The organism is Marinobacterium sp. YM272, assembly GCF_050908845.1.
Taxonomy (GTDB): Bacteria; Pseudomonadota; Gammaproteobacteria; order Pseudomonadales; family Balneatricaceae; genus Marinobacterium_D.
The window spans coordinates 1,954,693-1,972,701 of sequence record NZ_CP194171.1 but is presented as its reverse complement, the minus strand read 5'-3'; the positions used below and the strand labels follow the sequence as shown (position 1 = coordinate 1,972,701).

20 protein-coding genes are annotated in these 18,009 nt (G+C 58.0%); 8 read left to right on the top strand and 12 right to left on the bottom strand.

The genetic code is table 11. The features are described 5' to 3' along the window. Nucleotides 1-67: 67 nt before the first annotated feature. From ACQUQP_RS08795 to ACQUQP_RS08785, 3 genes are all read right to left on the bottom strand, one after another. Nucleotides 68-826: an ABC transporter substrate-binding protein gene (locus tag ACQUQP_RS08795; protein WP_432698423.1), complete on the bottom strand. Its 759-nt coding sequence runs from the start codon at nucleotides 824-826 to the stop codon at nucleotides 68-70. 53 nt (nucleotides 827-879) lie between these two features. Then, nucleotides 880-1,653 (bottom strand): ABC transporter ATP-binding protein, encoded by a 774-nt coding sequence (locus ACQUQP_RS08790; RefSeq protein ID WP_432698422.1) that lies wholly within the window; start codon nucleotides 1,651-1,653, stop codon nucleotides 880-882. A 268-nt stretch (nucleotides 1,654-1,921) separates the two neighbouring features. Next, nucleotides 1,922-2,539, bottom strand: coding sequence for a LysE family translocator (locus ACQUQP_RS08785; protein ID WP_432698421.1), 618 nt, complete (start codon nucleotides 2,537-2,539; stop codon nucleotides 1,922-1,924). 301 nt (nucleotides 2,540-2,840) lie between these two features. Between ACQUQP_RS08785 and ACQUQP_RS08780 the strand changes: the two genes are divergently transcribed. Continuing rightward, nucleotides 2,841-4,262 carry a PLP-dependent aminotransferase family protein gene (locus tag ACQUQP_RS08780; RefSeq protein ID WP_432698420.1) on the top strand — a complete coding sequence of 474 codons (1,422 nt, stop codon included), beginning with the start codon at nucleotides 2,841-2,843 and terminating at the stop codon, nucleotides 4,260-4,262. A gap of 12 nt (nucleotides 4,263-4,274) precedes the next feature. Here ACQUQP_RS08780 and ACQUQP_RS08775 read toward each other — a convergent pair whose 3' ends face one another. From ACQUQP_RS08775 to cfa, 3 genes are all read right to left on the bottom strand, one after another. Then, nucleotides 4,275-4,811: a DUF924 family protein gene (locus ACQUQP_RS08775; RefSeq protein ID WP_432698419.1), complete on the bottom strand. Its 537-nt coding sequence runs from the start codon at nucleotides 4,809-4,811 to the stop codon at nucleotides 4,275-4,277. 24 nt (nucleotides 4,812-4,835) lie between these two features. Beyond that, nucleotides 4,836-5,675 carry a DUF6920 family protein gene (locus ACQUQP_RS08770; RefSeq protein ID WP_432698418.1) on the bottom strand — a complete coding sequence of 280 codons (840 nt, stop codon included), beginning with the start codon at nucleotides 5,673-5,675 and terminating at the stop codon, nucleotides 4,836-4,838. Nucleotides 5,676-5,739: 64 nt separating this feature from the next. Beyond that, on the bottom strand, nucleotides 5,740-6,924 hold the full coding sequence (cfa, locus tag ACQUQP_RS08765; protein ID WP_432698417.1) for a cyclopropane fatty acyl phospholipid synthase: 1,185 nt from the start codon (nucleotides 6,922-6,924) through the stop codon (nucleotides 5,740-5,742). Between the two features lie 205 nt (nucleotides 6,925-7,129). Between cfa and ACQUQP_RS08760 the strand changes: the two genes are divergently transcribed. Further along, nucleotides 7,130-7,432 carry an antibiotic biosynthesis monooxygenase family protein gene (locus tag ACQUQP_RS08760; RefSeq protein ID WP_432698416.1) on the top strand — a complete coding sequence of 101 codons (303 nt, stop codon included), beginning with the start codon at nucleotides 7,130-7,132 and terminating at the stop codon, nucleotides 7,430-7,432. Between the two features lie 6 nt (nucleotides 7,433-7,438). On the opposite strand, the gene ACQUQP_RS08755 is transcribed toward ACQUQP_RS08760, so the two are convergent. Beyond that, the gene (locus ACQUQP_RS08755) at nucleotides 7,439-8,869 is read right to left on the bottom strand and encodes a PLP-dependent aminotransferase family protein (protein ID WP_432698415.1); all 1,431 of its coding nucleotides are present in this window, start codon (nucleotides 8,867-8,869) and stop codon (nucleotides 7,439-7,441) included. A 90-nt stretch (nucleotides 8,870-8,959) separates the two neighbouring features. On the opposite strand from ACQUQP_RS08755, the gene ACQUQP_RS08750 reads away from it, so the two are divergent. The 5 genes from ACQUQP_RS08750 (at nucleotide 8,960) to ACQUQP_RS08730 (ending at nucleotide 12,736) form a co-directional block, all read left to right on the top strand. Further along, nucleotides 8,960-9,562, top strand: a complete 603-nt coding sequence (locus ACQUQP_RS08750; protein WP_432698414.1) for a pyridoxamine 5'-phosphate oxidase family protein — start codon at nucleotides 8,960-8,962, stop codon at nucleotides 9,560-9,562. Between the two features lie 276 nt (nucleotides 9,563-9,838). After that, nucleotides 9,839-10,639 (top strand): transporter substrate-binding domain-containing protein, encoded by an 801-nt coding sequence (locus ACQUQP_RS08745; RefSeq protein WP_432698413.1) that lies wholly within the window; start codon nucleotides 9,839-9,841, stop codon nucleotides 10,637-10,639. Between the two features lie 60 nt (nucleotides 10,640-10,699). Continuing rightward, complete coding sequence (locus ACQUQP_RS08740) at nucleotides 10,700-11,374, top strand: amino acid ABC transporter permease (protein WP_432698412.1); 675 nt, start codon at nucleotides 10,700-10,702, stop codon at nucleotides 11,372-11,374. Beyond that, nucleotides 11,371-12,030 carry an amino acid ABC transporter permease gene (locus ACQUQP_RS08735; protein ID WP_432698411.1) on the top strand — a complete coding sequence of 220 codons (660 nt, stop codon included), beginning with the start codon at nucleotides 11,371-11,373 and terminating at the stop codon, nucleotides 12,028-12,030. The genes ACQUQP_RS08740 and ACQUQP_RS08735 overlap by 4 nt, the downstream gene beginning before the upstream one ends. Beyond that, nucleotides 12,008-12,736, top strand: a complete 729-nt coding sequence (locus ACQUQP_RS08730; protein WP_432698410.1) for an amino acid ABC transporter ATP-binding protein — start codon at nucleotides 12,008-12,010, stop codon at nucleotides 12,734-12,736. The genes ACQUQP_RS08735 and ACQUQP_RS08730 overlap by 23 nt, the downstream gene beginning before the upstream one ends. Here ACQUQP_RS08730 and ACQUQP_RS08725 read toward each other — a convergent pair. Next, nucleotides 12,731-13,681 carry a LysR family transcriptional regulator gene (locus tag ACQUQP_RS08725; RefSeq protein ID WP_432698409.1) on the bottom strand — a complete coding sequence of 317 codons (951 nt, stop codon included), beginning with the start codon at nucleotides 13,679-13,681 and terminating at the stop codon, nucleotides 12,731-12,733. The two genes, ACQUQP_RS08730 and ACQUQP_RS08725, sit on opposite strands and share 6 nt — an antisense overlap. 73 nt (nucleotides 13,682-13,754) lie before the next feature. On the opposite strand from ACQUQP_RS08725, the gene ACQUQP_RS08720 reads away from it, so the two are divergent. Further along, on the top strand, nucleotides 13,755-13,988 hold the full coding sequence (locus ACQUQP_RS08720) for a DUF2798 domain-containing protein (RefSeq protein ID WP_432698408.1): 234 nt from the start codon (nucleotides 13,755-13,757) through the stop codon (nucleotides 13,986-13,988). Between the two features lie 16 nt (nucleotides 13,989-14,004). On the opposite strand, the gene ACQUQP_RS08715 is transcribed toward ACQUQP_RS08720, so the two are convergent. The 4 genes from ACQUQP_RS08715 to ACQUQP_RS08700 form a co-directional block, all read right to left on the bottom strand. Continuing rightward, nucleotides 14,005-15,435, bottom strand: coding sequence for an NAD(P)/FAD-dependent oxidoreductase (locus ACQUQP_RS08715; protein WP_432698407.1), 1,431 nt, complete (start codon nucleotides 15,433-15,435; stop codon nucleotides 14,005-14,007). Nucleotides 15,436-15,464: 29 nt separating this feature from the next. Further along, a complete protein-coding gene (locus tag ACQUQP_RS08710) occupies nucleotides 15,465-15,791 on the bottom strand; it encodes a TfoX/Sxy family protein (RefSeq protein WP_432698688.1) in 327 nt (108 codons plus the stop codon). Nucleotides 15,792-15,800: 9 nt separating this feature from the next. Beyond that, nucleotides 15,801-17,324: a dGTPase gene (gene dgt / locus ACQUQP_RS08705; RefSeq protein WP_432698406.1), complete on the bottom strand. Its 1,524-nt coding sequence runs from the start codon at nucleotides 17,322-17,324 to the stop codon at nucleotides 15,801-15,803. Nucleotides 17,325-17,407: 83 nt separating this feature from the next. Continuing rightward, nucleotides 17,408-17,917: a GNAT family N-acetyltransferase gene (locus ACQUQP_RS08700; RefSeq protein ID WP_432698405.1), complete on the bottom strand. Its 510-nt coding sequence runs from the start codon at nucleotides 17,915-17,917 to the stop codon at nucleotides 17,408-17,410. Between the last annotated feature and the right edge of the window lie 92 nt (nucleotides 17,918-18,009).

The window sequence follows — 18,009 nt, the reverse complement described above, 5'->3', positions numbered from 1 at the left end:
CAAGATCACCGCGGGAGCAGCCTGCCCTTGGCGGGCGACCACTCCCTTTCTTCTTTATTTAAGAATCTTAATAGATGGAGAACGGGAAATACTTTTCATTGATTTCAGCATAGGTGCCGTCTTCGACAATCGCCTTGATCGCTGCACTGAACTTGTCTTTCAGCGGATCACCCTTGCGCACGGCGATACCGATCTTGTCGTCGATATCGATATCCTCGCCCTTGAACTCGAAACCTTCACCGTCGGCGGTGCGCAGCCAGTCATAAGCCGGGAACTTGTCCGACAGCAGCGCATCGAGACGGCCAGCGCCCAGGTCCAGATAAGCGTTGTCCTGAGTATCGTAGAGCTTGACGTTAACCTTGTCGGCCAGCTCATCCTCCAGGTACTGACCAGCGATGGTGGCGCGCTGGGCACCCACGGTCAAACCTTCAAGACTTTCGGGGCTGGCGTCGAAATCGCTGCCTTGCGGTGCCACGAACGCCAGTACATTGGAGTAGTAGGGCTCACTGAAATCGACCACGCGCAGACGCTCTTCGGTGATCGACATGGAAGCGACAATAGCGTCGTACTTGCGGCCCATCAGACCCGGAATAATGCCATCCCAGTCCTGGGCGACGATCTCGCACTCCGCTTCCATTTTGGCGCAGAGTGCATTGGCAATATCCACATCAAAGCCAACCAGTTCACCCTGCTCGTTGGTCAGGTTGAACGGCGCATAGGCCCCTTCCGTCGCAATACGGATTTTGTCGGCGGCGCTGGCGACTGTTGAACCGAGGGATGTTGCCAGAATCAGGGAGGCAGCCGTAATCAGTTTGCTTGCTTTCATAGACTAATCACCGTTTGTCACTATTGAGTTGGCGGAAGCGTTAAAGCCATAGCTCAGCTATGGCTGGACATAAAGTCTCGCACTCGAGGGGATGTGGGCCGGTCAAACACCTGTTCCGGTGTTCCCGACTCTTCTATATTGCCCTGGTGAAGGAACACAACCTGGTTCGACACTTCGCGTGCAAACCGCATTTCGTGGGTGACGATCAGCATGGTGCGCCCCTCTTCGGCCAGCGAACGCATGACCGCCAGGACTTCATTGACCAATTCCGGGTCCAGCGCAGACGTGGGCTCGTCAAACAGCAGCACACGTGGCTCCATCGCCAATGCACGGGCTATAGCGATACGTTGCTGTTGGCCCCCCGACAAATTGGCCGGATAGACGTCCCGCTTGTCATATAGACCCACCCGTTCGAGCAATTTCTCAGCTCGGGCGATCGCTTCATCCCTGGATAGCTTGAGCACCTGGGTCGGTGCTTCGATGATATTCTCGATGATCGATTTGTGCGGCCAGAGGTTGAAGTTCTGGAACACGAAACCGATCTGGGAGCGCATCCGCTCCAGCTGGCGGCTGTTGCTCGCCTTGAGATCGCCGTCTTTGCCGGTTTCCAGCGCCAGCTCTTCGCCGGATACGATAATCCGGCCCCGGCTCGGCCGCTCAAGCAGGTTAATGCAGCGCAATAGCGTGCTTTTGCCGGATCCACTGGAGCCCAGAATCGAGATCACTTCTCCATCTCCGGCACTCAGAGATACCCCTTTAAGCACCTCCAGTGAACCGTATGACTTATGAATATCGATCAGCTCCAGCGCTGTCTTCTTTTGCTCCATACCTGCCCTATTCAAACCACCATCTGTAAACCGCCAACATTAACTGCCCGAAACGCTTTTAACAGTTAAGGATCAGGCTGCCCGCGGCTTATATAACAAAATTGACCGATTAGTTAGATAATTTCGTCATATTGCCATGCTAAGCGCCCAAGGTCACTTGAAATGGCTACGGATAAATGTGCTGAAACCGAAAATCACCTTGAACAATACTCATAGTAGACGAAAAGAAACCCGGCCTGGGTGGCCGGGTTAAGGGACAGGATAATATTCAGGCGAGTATCATGATGACGCAGGCGGCGGTCAGCACTCCCATGACCAGATTAAAGCGACGCCAGTGAAGCGGTGTACGCAGTAACCGCCCGATCGCCACGCCAAAGCCCGCCCAGAGCGCGATTGAAGGCAGGTTGGTCACGCCCATCAGCAGCACCACCATCATTGCCGAGGTCACAAAAGCGTCACCGGTCAGCGTAAAGGACGCGATCCCCGAGATCGCCATCACCCACGCCTTGGGGTTGGCAAACTGGAAGGCAGCCGCCTGCCAAAACGACATCGGGCGCGCTAATGCCTTGCCGCTGTCATGGCTGGGTGGCGGCGCACTGGCTATTTTCCACGCCAACCACAGCAGGTAGAGGCTACCCAGCACCCTGAGACCCAGCTGCAACGCCGGCCACTGCTGGAACAGTGCGCCCAGCCCCAGCGCCACCGCACTCATCAGCACCATGCAGCCAACCGTGATACCGGCCATATGCGGCAGGGTGCGGATAAAACCGTGATTGGCGCCGGAGGCGGTCAACATCATGTTATTGGGGCCGGGCGTGGCTGACATGCTGAAAGCGAAAGCAACGACGGGGCCTGCGAGGGTGAGCAGTTCAGCAGTGAAGGTCATGATGGCCATCCTCCCCTGCTGCAGCGGCCGCGGCGGCCGATCACTCGCATAATCACAGCCATCACACCTGTTACTGCAAACACGGACTGGATCACCGACAGGTTGCAAGCGCTTGAACTATGAACAGACATAATGACCTCCACCAAAAATTGTATGGGTACAATTATTAAAAAACAGGATAAATAAACCTCTATCAAGAGGTACAATAGAGACTAGTCTTCGGCTTTAAGTGGATCAATTGGAGTTTTGTAACCCTCACACTCAAATGTCACCCAGACAATCGGCTGCTGCGGAGAGCACCATGAACATTCAGGAAAAAGCGCGCGCACGGGCCAGCTGGCTGCCATCCGATCAGCCACCGCCGGGACCGCGCTACAAATCACTGGCAGACCAGATTGCATCCGCCATCGCCTGCGGTGAGCTGAAAGCGGGCGAGCGCCTGCCACCCCAGCGACTGCTTGCCGACGCACTGGAAGTCACCGTCGGCACTATCACCCGGGCCTATAAGGAAGCGGAGCGGCGTGGGCTGGTCGAGGCCAAGGTTGGCAGTGGCACCCGGGTCAAGGGCAAGAGCAGCGATGAACCCAAGTTTCACCACCTCTCGCGGGCAACGGCGGACAGCGTCGACCTCTCTCTCAGCATTCCGATACCCAGCCCACTCAGGGAGCGGCAGTTCTCGGCGATCATGTCACGCCTCAGCGAGCGGCCGGAGGCGTTGCACAACGCGCTTGAGTATCAGTCCGAACAGGGCAGCCTCGAACAGCGCGAGCAGCTCGCGACCTGGCTAAGGGGGCAGGCGATCAATGTTGATCCCAGCGAGCTGCTGCTCTCGATCGGTGGCCAGCACGCCGATTTCCTGGTGCTACAGGCACTGGTGCGACCGGGTGAAGCGGTGGCCTCGGATGCCCTGACCTACCCGGGCATGATCGCCTGCGCCCGTCAGCTGGGCCTCAAACACCTGCCGGTATCCATGGATCGCGAAGGGATGCGCCCGGATGCACTGGAACGTCTGTGCCAGCGTCAACGGGTCCGGTTGCTTTACCTGATGCCGGAACACAACAACCCCACTGCCGCGCAGATGAGTGAACAGCGCCGCCGGGAGATCGTTGAGATCGCCCGCAGGTACGACCTGCTGATCCTTGAGGATGGCGTGCAGTTTGTCACCCGGGAGCTGCGTGGCACGCCGTTCTTTGAACTGGCACCGGAACGCGCGTTTTATATTTTCAGCGTATCGAAGATTCTTTCCGGAGGCCTGAGATTCGGCTGTCTGCGGGCGCCTGCGGCACTGATCCCCCAACTTGCCGCCAGTCTCAGAGCGCAGTTCTGGTCGAGCCCCGGTGTGGTCGGTGCGCTGGCCTGCGAGTGGCTGGCCTCGGGTGACGCCGATTCTCTGATCAGCTGGCAGAACCGGGAACTGAGCGCCCGCCATGCCCTGCTTGAAAAGCTCTTTGACGGCTACGACTTCCACGCCCACCCCTGCGGTTTTCACGCCTGGCTGCACCTGCCCGAACCCTGGCGGGCCAGTGACTTTGTCGAGCAGGCCAGGCTGCGAGGGGTAACGCTGGTGAGTCCCGAGCCGTTCTGCGTTGGCAGCCAGCCAGCGCCACAGGCGGTGCGTATCTGCATCACCCCACCCGCTTCCATCGAGGCACTGGAAACCGGGCTGACACGACTGAGGGAGTTGCTGGCAGAGGGGCCAAGATCCGCCGCGCCGCTGGTATAAGCGGCGCTGGAGTTAAAAGCTGGATCCGGGCTGTTCGAGGAACTCCAGCTCCTCGCTGGAGGATTCCCGGCCCAGGATGGCATTGCGGTGAGGATAGCGGCCAAAGCGGTCGATGATCGCCTTGTGTTTTAACTCGAAGCGGTATTCGTTCTCCAGCCCGTTATCGCGGAACAGCTGCTCCGCATGCTTGTGGATCAACACCGATTCGGAGTGCATATAGGGCATGTAGAGGAAATGGCATTGGATGGCGCTCAGGTGAGCGTCGGCACCGATACGCACCGCCTCCTGTGCCAGCACCAGCGCGACCGGATCCTGGGCAAAGGCGGCGGGGGTATCGCGATAGATATTCCGGGAGAACTGATCGAGCACGATTATCTCTGCCAGCCGTCCCTCCGGCTGCTCGCGCCAGTCGAACAGCTCGCCCCGCCGCGCGCGGGCCAGAGTCTGCAGGAAACGGCGCTCGATCATCTGATCCAGCGCCGCATCCTTTTTCCACCAGTCCTGCGGAGAAAGCTCAGAGAACCAGAACTCCAGCACCTCGGTGTGCATATACCCTCCAGAAACAGATCCGGGTTACTCAACCTCTGTCTGGGCGTCAGTATAGGACAGCGAAGTCAGCTCAGCCTGCCAGTAGGGCGCGGTCGACTCGCCCTCCAGCCAGAGCGCTTCCGCCCGTTGCGGCACCAGCACACCAGCGACCCGTGCATACGCATACCAGCGCCCTTCCCAGGCAGTCGATACAAACCGCCCACCCCGGAAGCGTGCCCTCTCCGGGGCATAAACACGCTCGACCAGTCCTTGGTCATTAAACACAAAGCTCAATGCGGCCGAGAGCTCGCCATCCCTGATGCTTATCTCTACCGAGTTTTCGCTGAGCGGTTTGAACGCCAGCGACGGACAGGTTAGCAGCAGCATCGGATACCAGGGCAGCTCGGCCAGAAAACGCTGGAGTTCAGCTTGCGCCAGGGTATCCCGGTCGTGTTGATTGGCCAGTGGCAGTACGCCCATGAAGGCCGCGCGCAGGCTGCCCTCTGCATTAACATAGGCATCGCAGACCCAGATGGTCGGCCTGATACGGGCGATCCATGCAAAACCTGGCGCACGGGTAAAAACCAGCTGACGGGCTTTGAACGCTTTCCACTGAGCCTCCCCCTCTCCCATATTGATCAAGCCGTTTTGTCTAAGCTCTACACGGGACACCGCCGGCATGGCATCGCCGGCCGGGAGTACATTCTTCAGATAGGTTTGCAGCACGGGAGGAAGGTCGCCAAGGCCGCGGACCAGACCGGCACCCTCCCAAGACAATGCCTGCAGACGACGGGTCAGACGCCGCTCCCAGCCCACCGTGCGCCACAGGCCGACAGAGAACAGCGTCATTAAAAACAGCAGGAGAATCCAGCTCCAGGCGTCCATTAATACCTCGTTATCCGGCACGGACACGATCTGTGCCCGTTTAAGGACGCCCAGTATTCCAGATTCAGCGCACCGAGCGATAGACCTCCTGGCTATCCAGCGGAGCCAGCACCACCTGCCAGAGCTGACCGCGCTTGGAGCGGAAAAAGCCAGCGCAGCTCATCAGGTAGTAGCGCCACATGCGCGCGAAGCGTTCATCATAGTTGGCAGACAGGCTGCCCCAGCTGGATTTGAAATTATCCCACCAGGCCATCAGCGTCTTGTCGTAATCGGTGCCGAAGTTGTGCAGATCTTCCACGTTGAAGTAGTTCTTGCAGGAACCGACCAGCGTCGGCAGCGTGGGTAACTCGCCGTTGGGGAAAATGTACTTGTCGATCCAGGGGTCGACACCGCCACCATCCTGCTCGGTGCCTATGGTATGGAGCAGGAACAGACCATCGGGTTTGACACAGCGCGACAGCGTGGAGAAATAGGTGTCGTAGTTCTTGTGGCCGACGTGTTCGAACATTCCCACGGAGACCACCCGGTCATACTGGCCCTGCACATCGCGATAATCGATCAGCTCGATATCCACCGAGAGCCCGGCGCAGCGTTCCCTGGCCATGACCTGCTGCTCTTTCGAGATGGTGATGCCGTGGACTTTGACGCCATAATGCTTCGCCATGTAAGCCGCCAGACTGCCCCAGCCACAGCCCACTTCCAGCACGGTCATGCCGGGTTTCAGCTTGAGCTTGCGGCAGATCAGATCCAGCTTGGCAACCTGGGCATCCTCCAGGTTATCGGCGTTGGCCCAGTAACCACAGCTGTAGCACCAGTTACGATCCAGCATCTTCTCGTACAGATCGTTACCGATATCGTAATGCTGCTCGCCGACCTGAAAAGCTCGGCTGGAGGTCTGCAGATTGAGCAGGCGCGCCCTCAGGTAGTGCATAGCGATAAAAAGACGGGCACTGCCCAAAGGTTTTTCATCAAGACGGGCATTGAGCAGACGGGTCATCAGGCCGGACAGGTCATGACACTCCCAGTAACCATCCATGTATGACTCGCCAAACCCCAGGGAACCCCGGGTAAGCACCGTCGAGTAGACGCTCGGATCGGTCACCTGGATATCCCAGGGACGGTCACCATCGATGCGGACATCTGCGTGGGCAAGCAGACTTGTCAGTACCTTTGGCGGCGCCGAGTTCAGGTACTGTATATGGTTGTTGGCCCCTTCTGACAGCTGGTAACGCGAGTGTTTGTTCGTCATCGTTTTCCCCCTTTGATGAGCAAACTTCTCCCTGATTTTTGAGCGTAGACAGAAACTGGGAAACGGTTAAATAGCCTTCCTTCACCTCAAAGATAACTTGAGATCATGCAGCCACTGTGCCAAACAGGGAGCTTTTTGAGAGCTGACAGCCAGGGCCATGCCGGGCTAAGGTTGTCTTTTTTGAATCGCAACAGAAGGACCGTCCATGTACATCGCCATGAACCGTTTTCGCATCGCCCCCGGAAAAGAGGACGCTTTCATCGAGATCTGGAAAAGCAGGGAAACCTTCCTCGATGAAGTGCCAGGCTTTAAGAGCTTCAATCTGCTGCAGGGAGCGATTACCGAGGAGTGCACCCTGTTCGCGTCTCACAGCGTCTGGGAATCGGAAGAGGCGTTCATCAACTGGACCAAATCCGAAGCGTTCCGCAAGGCTCACGCCAATGCCAAACCGGCGAAGGATATCTACCTGGGGCCTCCTCAGTTCGAAGGTTTCAACAAGGTGCTTTAAGCCGTTTTAATCGAGCTGCGCCAAAGCGGCTGACACAATCCGCTCCAGGATCGCGACGCCACGGGCCATGGCATCACGATCCTGGGCGGCGAAGCCCAGCACCAGCCCCGCTCCCTGTTTTGGGTCATACTGACTGATCGCCCGTGCACAGACACCCACCCTGTCCAGCTCAGCAACCAACTGCCGGTCATCGCAACCGGTCGGCACCTGCAGACAGAGGTGCATTCCCCCACCGGCACCGATAACCGGAAGATGAGCCAGGCTGCTCTGTCCCAGCATCTCCTCCAGCATCTGTCTGCGTTGCAGGTAAAGTCGTTTCATCCGTTTAAGGTGCCGGCTGTAATCCCCACAGGCCATAAATTCAGCCAGGGCCATTTGCGGCGTCACCGATAGCCCGCCATCGACGATGCGGCGGGCTTCTCTGAATTGAGTAACAAGACTCACCGGCAGCACCAGGTACCCCAAACGCAATCCCGGAAACATCGTCCGGCTGAAAGTACCTGCATATATAACCTGCTGGCTGGCATCCAGAGAGAACATCGCCGATAACGCCGGGCCCGCGGAAAACTCCGAATCGTAGTCATCCTCGATCAACCAGGCACGGTTTTGGCGCGCCCAGTTCAACAGCGCCAGGCGGCGATCCGCGGCAAGCGTGTGACCGAGAGGAAAATTCCGCGATGGCGTCAATAACAGCAAACGGGCCGGTCCCAGCCTGTCGACCGTTTCCAATTCATGCTGATAAAAATGCCCAACCCGGGCACCGGCCGCGTCAAACACCCGCTCGGTACCCTGAAAACCGGGCCGCTCCAGCAGCACTCGATCTCCCGCCTTCACCAGCTGATCAGCCACCAGAAAGATCCCCTGCTGAGATCCGGACGTGATCAATACCTGATCCGGATCCACCTGCATGCCGCGTTGAGCGCCCAGCCAGCGCACAATCTCGCGGCGCAGTCGCGGATCGCCCTGGGGGTCACCAGCCAGCAACCCCACAGAAGTCACGCCGCTCTGCAGCGCGCGCTGCCAGCGACGGTAGGGAAAATGATCCAGCGCTGGAACTGCGGGTTGGAGCAGCCCTGGTGCCCGGTTAATTGCTGAAGCAGTCGGCAGCTTGACGGGCTGATTAATCACCACAGGATCAGCAGCCAGACTCTTGGCCTCAGGAAGTTCTGCGACATAGCAGCCTGCGCCCCTGCGTGACAGTAGATAGCCCTCCGCCTGCAGCAGTTCATAAGCACTTTTTACCGTATTACGCGAGATCCCGAGCGACGCCGATAGCGCACGTGTCGATGGAAGTCGCGTGCCACCTTCTATACGTCGCGACAGGATCGATCGACGCAGCGCCAGAAAAAGCCGTCGATAAGAGGGTAATGAGGCATCAACGGCGTTCAGCTCCAGGAACAACCCCAGATCGGTTCGCACCAGCCCTGATTCATCCATATTGGGCCTAATCTTTATCTTAAAAGTGGATCTTCTATAGACCCACTATGAAACCTAGTCTATCCACTCCACCTGAAGGAGTGAATCTCGATGAACCAGTACAAACAGACCGAGCGGACCCGGGTAAAAAGGGGATCCAAAAGAGCCAGCTACGATAAAGCAACGGTCAACGCCATCCTCGATGAGGCGATGATCTGCCACGTCAGTACCCAGTTGAATGGCCAGCCACTGCTGCAGCCCACCATCCACTGGCGCGATGGTGATCAGCTTTACGTCCATGGCTCCAGCAAGAACGGTCTGTTCAAGGCCCTGCAAGAGGGCGCCGAAGCCTGTATCGCCGTTACTCTTCTGGACGGCATCGTTTTCGCCCGCTCCGCATTTCATCATTCGGTCAATTACCGCAGCGTGGTGATTTATAGTCATGCGAGATTTGTGGACTATGCTGAGGAAAAGCGCCGTGCACTTGATCAGCTGATAGAGAAGTTCCATGAAGGCCGCTCCGAGCAGGCCCGGCGGGCTAACGACACCGAGATGAAGGCCACCAGCGTAATCGCCTTCACGCTGGATGAAGTCTCAGCGAAGATCCGCACCGGCGGACCGGTGGATGACGAGGAAGATATGAATCTGCCAGTCTGGGCCGGGGTGCAACCGGTGATTACACGACTGGGAGAGATTGAGTACGAAACGGAATAAAAGATCTAAAGAAAGCTGTACTGAAACAAATATTTCACAGAGATCACGATCAGGCCGCCCCTGATAAAGCTAACTCGTTGATTTTGCTTTCTTAACCGATCGGTCAGTTATGGTCAAAAAAAGGTCACTCGCACCAAAAAAGAGCATGGACATCTTTATGAAACAGTTGTTGCAGAGCCGGGCTGTCCAATAATCAATGACTTAGCGTTTTGGCACCATAGTTGCAAAACACTTATCACTGAATCATTTGTTTCCTCAAAAAAAGGGTCGCTGATCATGAATATGTTAAGAAAATTAAGCCTGGCCTTCGCCGGCTCCCTGCTCATCTCTTTCGGTGCTGTTTCAACCGCCTCCGCCGACAAACTCGACGATATCACTGAAGCCGGTGTCCTGAAGGTTGCCGTACCTCAGGACTTTCCTCCCTTTGGTTCCGTGGGCGCAGACCTGCAGCCCCAGGGTTATGATATCGATATGGCCGGTTACCTGGCCGACGAGCTCGGCGTAAAGCTGGAACTGATACCGGTCACCAGCGCTAACCGTATCCCCTACCTGCAGACCCAGAAAGTGGACTTGGTGATCTCCAGCCTGGGTAAAAACCCTGAGCGTGAAAAAGCGATCGACTTCACCAAGCCCTATGCGCCGTTCTTCCTGGGTGTATTCGGCCTGAACGATATCGAAGTCGGTTCAGCTGCAGACCTGGATGGCAAAACCGTGGGTGTCACCCGTGGCGCCGTTGAAGATATCGAGCTGAGCAAGCTGATTTCTGATGAGGTCAGCATCAAGCGCTTTGAAGATAACAACACCACCCTGTCCGCCTTCCTGTCCGGTCAGGTCGACCTGATCGCCACCGGTAACCTGGTGGTCACCGAGATTGCCAACCGCAGCCCCTCCCGCGTGCCGGAAACCAAGTTCATGCTGAAAAACTCCCCGTGCTACGTGGGCGTCATGAAAGGCGAAACCCGTCTGGCCAGCAAGGTCAACGAACTGATCAGCAAGGCCTACACCGAGGGTGTACTTGAGTCCCTGTCACAGAAGTGGCTGAAAGCTCCCTTCCCCGCTGACCTCGCTTCAATGTAACTCGATTCGCCGGAGCAGCGCTGCTGCTCCACCTTTTTAGACCCCACACTGGACTAAAAAATGGCATATGAACTGAATTTCGGCGCTCTGCTGGAGTACCAGGACGTGCTGCTGGACGGCCTATGGATGACGGTGAAACTCACTGTCGTCTCGACGGTACTGGGTATATTGCTTGGTATCCTTGGCGCGGCAGCCAGACGTCATCGCAACGCGGCACTGCGCCACATATCCAAAGTTTACGTAGAACTGATACGTAACACGCCCTTTATCGTGCAGCTGTTCTTTATCTTCTTTGGTCTGCCCGCCATCGGCATCAAGATGACCGAAGTGGAAGCCGGCATTCTTGCGCTGGTCATTAACCTGGGTGCTTACCTCACGGAGATCATCCGTGCCGGTATCGACGGCACCCCCAAAGGCCAGGTAGAGGCAGCACGTACCCTGGGCCTGAGCAGCCGACAGATTTTTATCCGTATTATTCTGCCGCCGGCTTTCCAACGTGTTTACAGCTCGGTTGTCAGCCAATGCATCATCGTTATGCTGGGCTCGGCGGTAATATCGCAGATTTCGGTGCAGGAGCTGACCTTCGCGGCCAACTTTATTCAGTCGCGTAACTTCCTGAGCTTCGAGTCCTACCTGGTTGCAGCAATGCTTTACCTGATGCTCGCCTTCCTGATGCGCATGATTTTCAACTTTATCGGCGCCCGGGCATTTTCCAGAGAGGAGAAGACAGCATGACCCAATTCACCGACTGGGATATCCTGCGCAACCTGCTCCTCGCGGCCCGCTGGACTATCCTGCTTTCCCTGATCGCATTTGCCGGCGGCTCCATCGTCGGTCTGCTGCTGACCTTTATGCGGATCAGCCGCCGCAAGCCGCTGATCTGGATCACCCGCATCTACATCGAGCTGTTCCAGGGTACGCCGCTTCTGATGCAGCTGTTTATCGCGTTTTTCGGCCTCGGCCTGCTGGGCATTGATGTTTCTGCCTGGACCGCCGCCGCACTGGCACTGACACTGTTCTCCAGCGCCTTCCTGAGCGATATCTGGCGCGGCTGCGTTGAATCCCTGCCCAAAGGGCAATGGGAAGCCGCGCGCTGCCTGGGTCTTAACTACCTGCAGACCATGCGGTACATCATCCTGCCCCAGGCAATGCGCATCGCGATTCCGCCCACCGTTGGTTTTTCGGTTCAGATCGTCAAGGGTACCGCCCTGGCATCGATCATCGGCTTCGTGGAACTGACCAAAGCCGGCACCATGCTCAACAACGCTACCTTCGAGCCGTTCAAGGTGTTCGCCATGGTCGCACTTATCTATTTCCTGCTGTGCTATCCGCTGTCGCGAGCCAGCCAATATCTTGAGGAGAAGCTTAATGTCTCTCGTAAACGTGCGTGACGTTCATAAGTATTTCGGGGATCTGCATGTCCTCAAAGGTATCGATCTTGATATCCAGGCAGGCGAAGTAGTATCGATCATCGGCCGCAGTGGCTCCGGCAAGAGTACCCTGCTGCGCTGCATGAACGGGCTGGAAAGTTACGACCAGGGCGCGATCATCCTTGATGGCATGGAGGTCAGCACCGACGAGTTTCAGGTGCGCAAGCTGAGCCAGAGCGTTGGCATGGTGTTCCAGAGCTTTAACCTGTTTCCCCACCTGACCGTGGGCGAAAACATCATGCTGGCGCCGACACTGATCAAGAAGGTTGGCAAGACAGAGGCCAAAATCCTGGCTGAGGAAGTCCTGGAGAAAGTCGGCCTGGGTGACAAGTTCGGTCAGTATCCGGAAAAGCTTTCCGGTGGCCAGCAGCAGCGCGTTGCCATCGCGCGCTCCCTGGCGATGAAACCCAAGGTGCTGCTCTGCGACGAGATCACCTCGGCGCTCGACCCGGAACTGGTGGGCGATGTCCTCAAGGTCCTGGAACAACTGGCCGCCGAGGGGATGACCCTGATCCTGGTAACCCACGAAATGAACTTTGCCCGCGATGTAGGCGACCGCGTCGTCTTCATGCACCAGGGCAAGGTCCATGAAACCGGCGATGCCAAGACCGTACTGGCCGACCCGCAGACACCGGAACTGCGTCAGTTTATCGGCGCGGTGCTATAACTCGCGCTCTAACCTTGTCCCGATGGCACCCACCTGCTCGACCAGAAAATCGAGCAGCAGCTGGGTGCGGGGCATCAGCAGGTTGCGACTGTTCCAGACCACATAGAGCCGCCGGTTTTCTCCCTCCCAGTCCGGCATAACCCTTACCAGGCGCCCGCTCGCCAGCTGCTCCCGAATCAGCAGATAGGGGCAGTGCATAAAGCCCCCATTGCTCTCCAGGGTGGCAATCGCCACATCCAGATCATTACAGTGAAAATGGGGCTCGATCGGCAGATTGCTGCGGGCACCGGTCAGCCGGTTTTGCAGCACCAGATAGCGCTCCTCCAGCGCCGCAATACAGGGAAACGCCAGCAGCGCCTGCAGCTCCGATTGCCCCTCTAGCGCCAGCGCCACCTCCGGTGTTGCCACAAGCACCGAGGGAAACTCACCGACAAATTTCTGCCGCAACCCGGAATCTGCCTGCTTGCCGAATCTTAGCGCCAGGTCTGCCTGCCGCTCCGCCAGGCTTTCAGCCTGGTTGCTGAGCAACACACTGAGCTGAATGCCCGGATTTTCGGACAGAAAGGTCTGCAGCAGCGGCTGCACTATATGGTGGGTCAGGTTAATCGGCGCGATCAGACGGATACGGCCGCGGTGGCCAAGCGTATCTGTATGCAGACGCCCCACTTCGTTCTGCAGGGATTCAACCTGCACCACCGTCGATTCATACAGCCGCTCCCCGATCGGCGTCAGTGAAATCCCCCGGGCCGAGCGGTTAAGCAGCTGGCAGTTAAAGCGGGCCTCCAGGTTCTGGATGCGTCGGGTCAGAGTAGCAGTAGATAGATCCTCGGCACGGGCAGCAGCGAGAAAGCTTCCCTCCTGCACGACACGGACAAATAGCGACAGGTCATCAAGCATGATTTCATTTTTGAAATTTAAGATCACGAATTTCAGTCTACTCGACATAACTGAAACTCACTACACTCTGTTGCTTATTCCCCGTACTGAAACATTCGTACTGAAGCAAAGGACCAAACCCATGCAGCGCCTAAAGGCCCGTTTACTTCAAAGCGGCATGATGTCGTTCATACTCTGCACTCTGATGACCTGCTGGGTGACCTTTATCAACCTCGGTCTTACCGATGCATTCGTTGGCAACTGGTTGAACGCCTTTTTGCTGGCCTGGCCCATCGCCTACCTGATTGCCTTCCTTGCCGGCCCCTTTGTGGCGAGCCTGACAAATCGACTGCTGGCCGGCTCTCAGCAGAACTGACACCGACCTACGCTAATCAGGGCGTTTCAGGGCGTCGGGTTGGTGCCATCAGCCTCTCGAGACGATCCGCCAGAGCAGACGCCATCCGCCGCCTCCATCCCGGACTTAGTTTATTTGCGAGCACCTCATTTTCATGGCCGAGCGCGGCCAGCACGGCGCTGTAACCGAGCCAGCGAAACGGCTCCGGCTCCCAGTGCCTGAGCCCCTGCGACAGGCTGTCGCTGCGCACCACCCAGGGTGCCCGGGCCGAGTCGCTGTCCCTGCCCAGTATCAGATCCGCCAGCGTACGCCCGCATAGAAAACTCGCACCAACACCCTCGCCACCGTAGCCGCCTGCCAGAGCGATGCCCTGATGCAGATCCCAGTACACGTGGGGCAGAAAACGTCGGGAGACACCCAGATTACCGCCCCAGCCATGAGTAATCCGCGCCGTTTCCAGTTGCGGGAAGAACGACAGCATCAATGACCTGTGTCCGGCCACCTCATCCCGGGAGAGGGTAAAATCCTCGCGCAAACGACCGCCGAACCGATAGCCACCACGAGCCCCGAACACCAGCCGGTCATCCCTGGTACGGTGAAAATAGGTCACCATCCGACTGGCATCACCAACCGCCTGGCCAAGGCCCATACCCAGCTGATCCCAGAGCGCCGGCGATAGCGGCTCGGTGGCGATCTGCAGGCTCTGTACGGCGATCTGGTATTTGCCCAGGGGTGCGCATTGGGCAGCGTAGCCCTCCACGCAGGGCGCAACCACGCGGGCATTAACCCTGTGGCCCGACACCCTCAGCTGCTTTGGCTGCCACTCCTCCACCCTGCTGGACTCGTAGATAGAGACACCGAGCTTTTCCACCACCCGGGCCAGCCCCAGCGCCAGCTTTGCCGGGTGAACAGTGGCGCAGTGCGGCGAATACAGTGCACCGTAGCTACCGGCGATGTTCACCTGCTGTGCGAGCTCATCCGGCTCCAGCCAGCACAGATCGGAGACCTCGTATCCGCGGGCATAGCATTCGGTAAGCTCCGCCCTGAGCCAGGCCTCCTGCTCCGGGTAACGGGCGGCACAGATCAGCATCCCGCCCTTGCGGTAACCGCACTCGATCCCTTCGCGCGCAAACACCTCGGCCGCCTCATCCGGAATGGCATGAATCATTTCCCGATAACGGCGCTGCTCTTCGACAGGCAGTCCTGCCAGCAGCTCATCCTGCCCCGCCAACTCGCCGATCAGCCAGCCACCATTGCGCCCCGAGGCACCAAAGCCCACATGCTCGGCTTCAAAGATTGCGATGTTCAGATCCGGCTGCTGACGCTTCAGATGGTAAGCGGTCCAGAGACCAGTATAGCCGGCACCGATAATGGCGATATCCACATCAACATCGCCAGCCAAAGGTGCGCGCGGTTCAACCTCATCGGCCACCTGTTCCATCCAAAGGCTGATTCGGTCTAAAGACATGACTGATCCTTACATCCAGAAAGTTTGATTCATCGTTGCGCCCTGAGAGCGACGCCATAGGCCTGGTTGCCCCACTGCCTCATCAGCTCGACAGACTCCAGGACCTCGTCCGGCACCTGGTAGTAGGAGAGTGAACAGGGCTTGCCCCGGCGCAGGTAGGTAAAGGGCCCAAGGCCCCGCTCAATAAACGCCTCACGGCTTTGCGCATCCGCCTTGAGGTAGAGAAGGTCATCAAAGACGATGGCAAACATCAGGCCATCGATAAACAGTCCGTAACCGCCGAACATGCGTCGTGCGACCACCGGACCGACCAGCTGCAGCTGATCGACGACCCAGTTAACAAACCCGCTCGCCATCTCGGACAATCAACCCACATTGGCCGACAGCGTCTGGAACTCGTCCAGCGCGAACTGGTCGGTCATGCCACTGATCATATCCTGCAGCAGACGGCAGCGGCAGTAGCGCTCCCAGACCTCCAGCGGCAGGCCCGGCGCGTTTAACAGCTCCGGTGGTTCTGCCAGCAGCGACAGGTAGGCTTTGACATGTTTTTTCGGCAGGCGGTGGAACAGCCTGCTCTCGATCAGCAGGCCGCGACTGCCGCCTTCGCACAGACGCTGAAAATCCTGCATCGGCAGCATCAACAGCGGACGGTAATGCTCCAGCAGACCGGTGATAATACGGAACCCCTGGAGCTCCAGGGTTTCCACCTCGGCTACGGAAAACACCTGCTCTATCGCCACCCGTTTCAAGGTTTCGATGATGGCGTGGCAGGGGGAATTATCCTCAAGCAGCGCCCGGTTCAGACTGCCGTTGTTAATCGCCTCGGCATGATCAAGAAAAACAGTGGCGGCATGCTCCACCAGCGGATGGATCAACCCTACACGCAGATTCACGAAAAACTCGTGCTCCTTGTTGATCTCCTCCTGCTGCCAGCGGCCGAGCGCCGCATTCACCAGGTCGTCGAAACATTTGCCGTTAAAACCCGGCTCATCGGCATCGCCGTAGGGCTCGCGCAGCGCGTTGTACTGGCTTTTCAGCAGCTCAGCCAGACGCTTGCAGTCGAGAATTCCCTTGTCGACACCATCTTCCAGGTCAGCGAGGCAGTAGGCGATATCGTCCGCCGCCTCCATCAGGTAGGTCAGTGGGAAGCGGTGACCGGGCGCCATCTCCAGCGCATGCTGCATGCGGGCAACAAACTCACGCTCGGAAAAATAGTAACCGGGCTTTTTCCGCAGGTAAGCCAGCGGCGCCTCCCTGGACGGCTTCTCCTCGGTGGCGCAGCGGGTATATTTAAAGACACAGGCGGTCTGGGTGTAGGTAAGATTGAGTTTCTGCAGCTGGCTGATCAGGCGGATCGCCTGGGCATTGCCCTCGAAACTGGCAAGCTCCCTGAGCAGCGCTTCTCTGAGCTGTTCCGCCGGTCGATCCAGATCGTGAACAAAGGGCGGCAATAGCGGCAGGACCTGTGCAAACCAGCGCGAGATCGCCGCCTCGCCAAAGTGGCCAAACGGCGGATTACCGATATCGTGCATCAGGCAGGCCATCTCCACCAGGCTTTCCATCGCCCGCTCCAGCCCGTTTAGGCCGAGAATACCGGCACCGCTGCCGAGCTGATCGAAGATGGTACGTACAATGTAACGACCGGTCTGCTGTACCTCCAGCGAGTGGGTCAGCCGGCTACGCACCGCCGCATTGTGTTCCAGCGGAAAGACCTGGGTTTTCTGCTGCAACCGGCGCACAGCGGCCGAGTTGATGATCCGGCCACGGTCGCTCTCCAGTTGCCGCTCCAGGGTGGTTACACCACAGCTCGCAACTCGGTAGCGGTCGCTGTGCTCGTCATGCGGCTGATAGGGGCGCTGAATGGAGAAACGGGACGAAAAATCGGGCATATCCCTGACCTGCTGTCGCTGATGGTTGTCCCAGACTATAACGAGGGCGCACCCGCGATCCAAGCGCCCCGCACGAGCGCCGCTCAGATCAGTGATTTTTCCATTTTCCAGTTGTACAGCTCCACACCAAGGCGCTGTACGCTGCAGGACGCGACAACCCGGAATCCCTGACGCAAAAAGAAAGGTCTGGCCAGATGGGAGGCATGCACCTGCAGTCTGTTCAGCCCCTGATGTCGGGCCTGCTGTTCCAGGCGAGCGTAAAGTGCGCTGGCCACACCAAGCCGCTGGAAGTCACTGTGCACATAGAGCCAGTCGATATAGCCATCGGCCTCCATGGCGGTAAAGCCGACCAGGTTGCCATCGGCTTCTGCCACCTGCACCTGGCGCGTATTCAGGCGCCGTGCCCACTGGGCGTAATCGACCGGCAGTGGCGCCCAGGCATTAATCTCCTGCAGCGAATAATAACGCCCTTCAATGGCATGCACGCTGTTATAGAAGATATCGGTGACGCGCCAGGCGTCTACCGGTCGATAGGGCCGTATGACAATGCTCGGTGCTGTCGCGGGGGTGAGGCATTCTCGAACGTTATTCACTGCGGCGCTTCCTGCTTCTGGTTATTATCCGGTCCCGAAAACAGCGCCGGTTACCGGCGCATTCGCGAACCAAGGGGCCATCCTGACTGCCT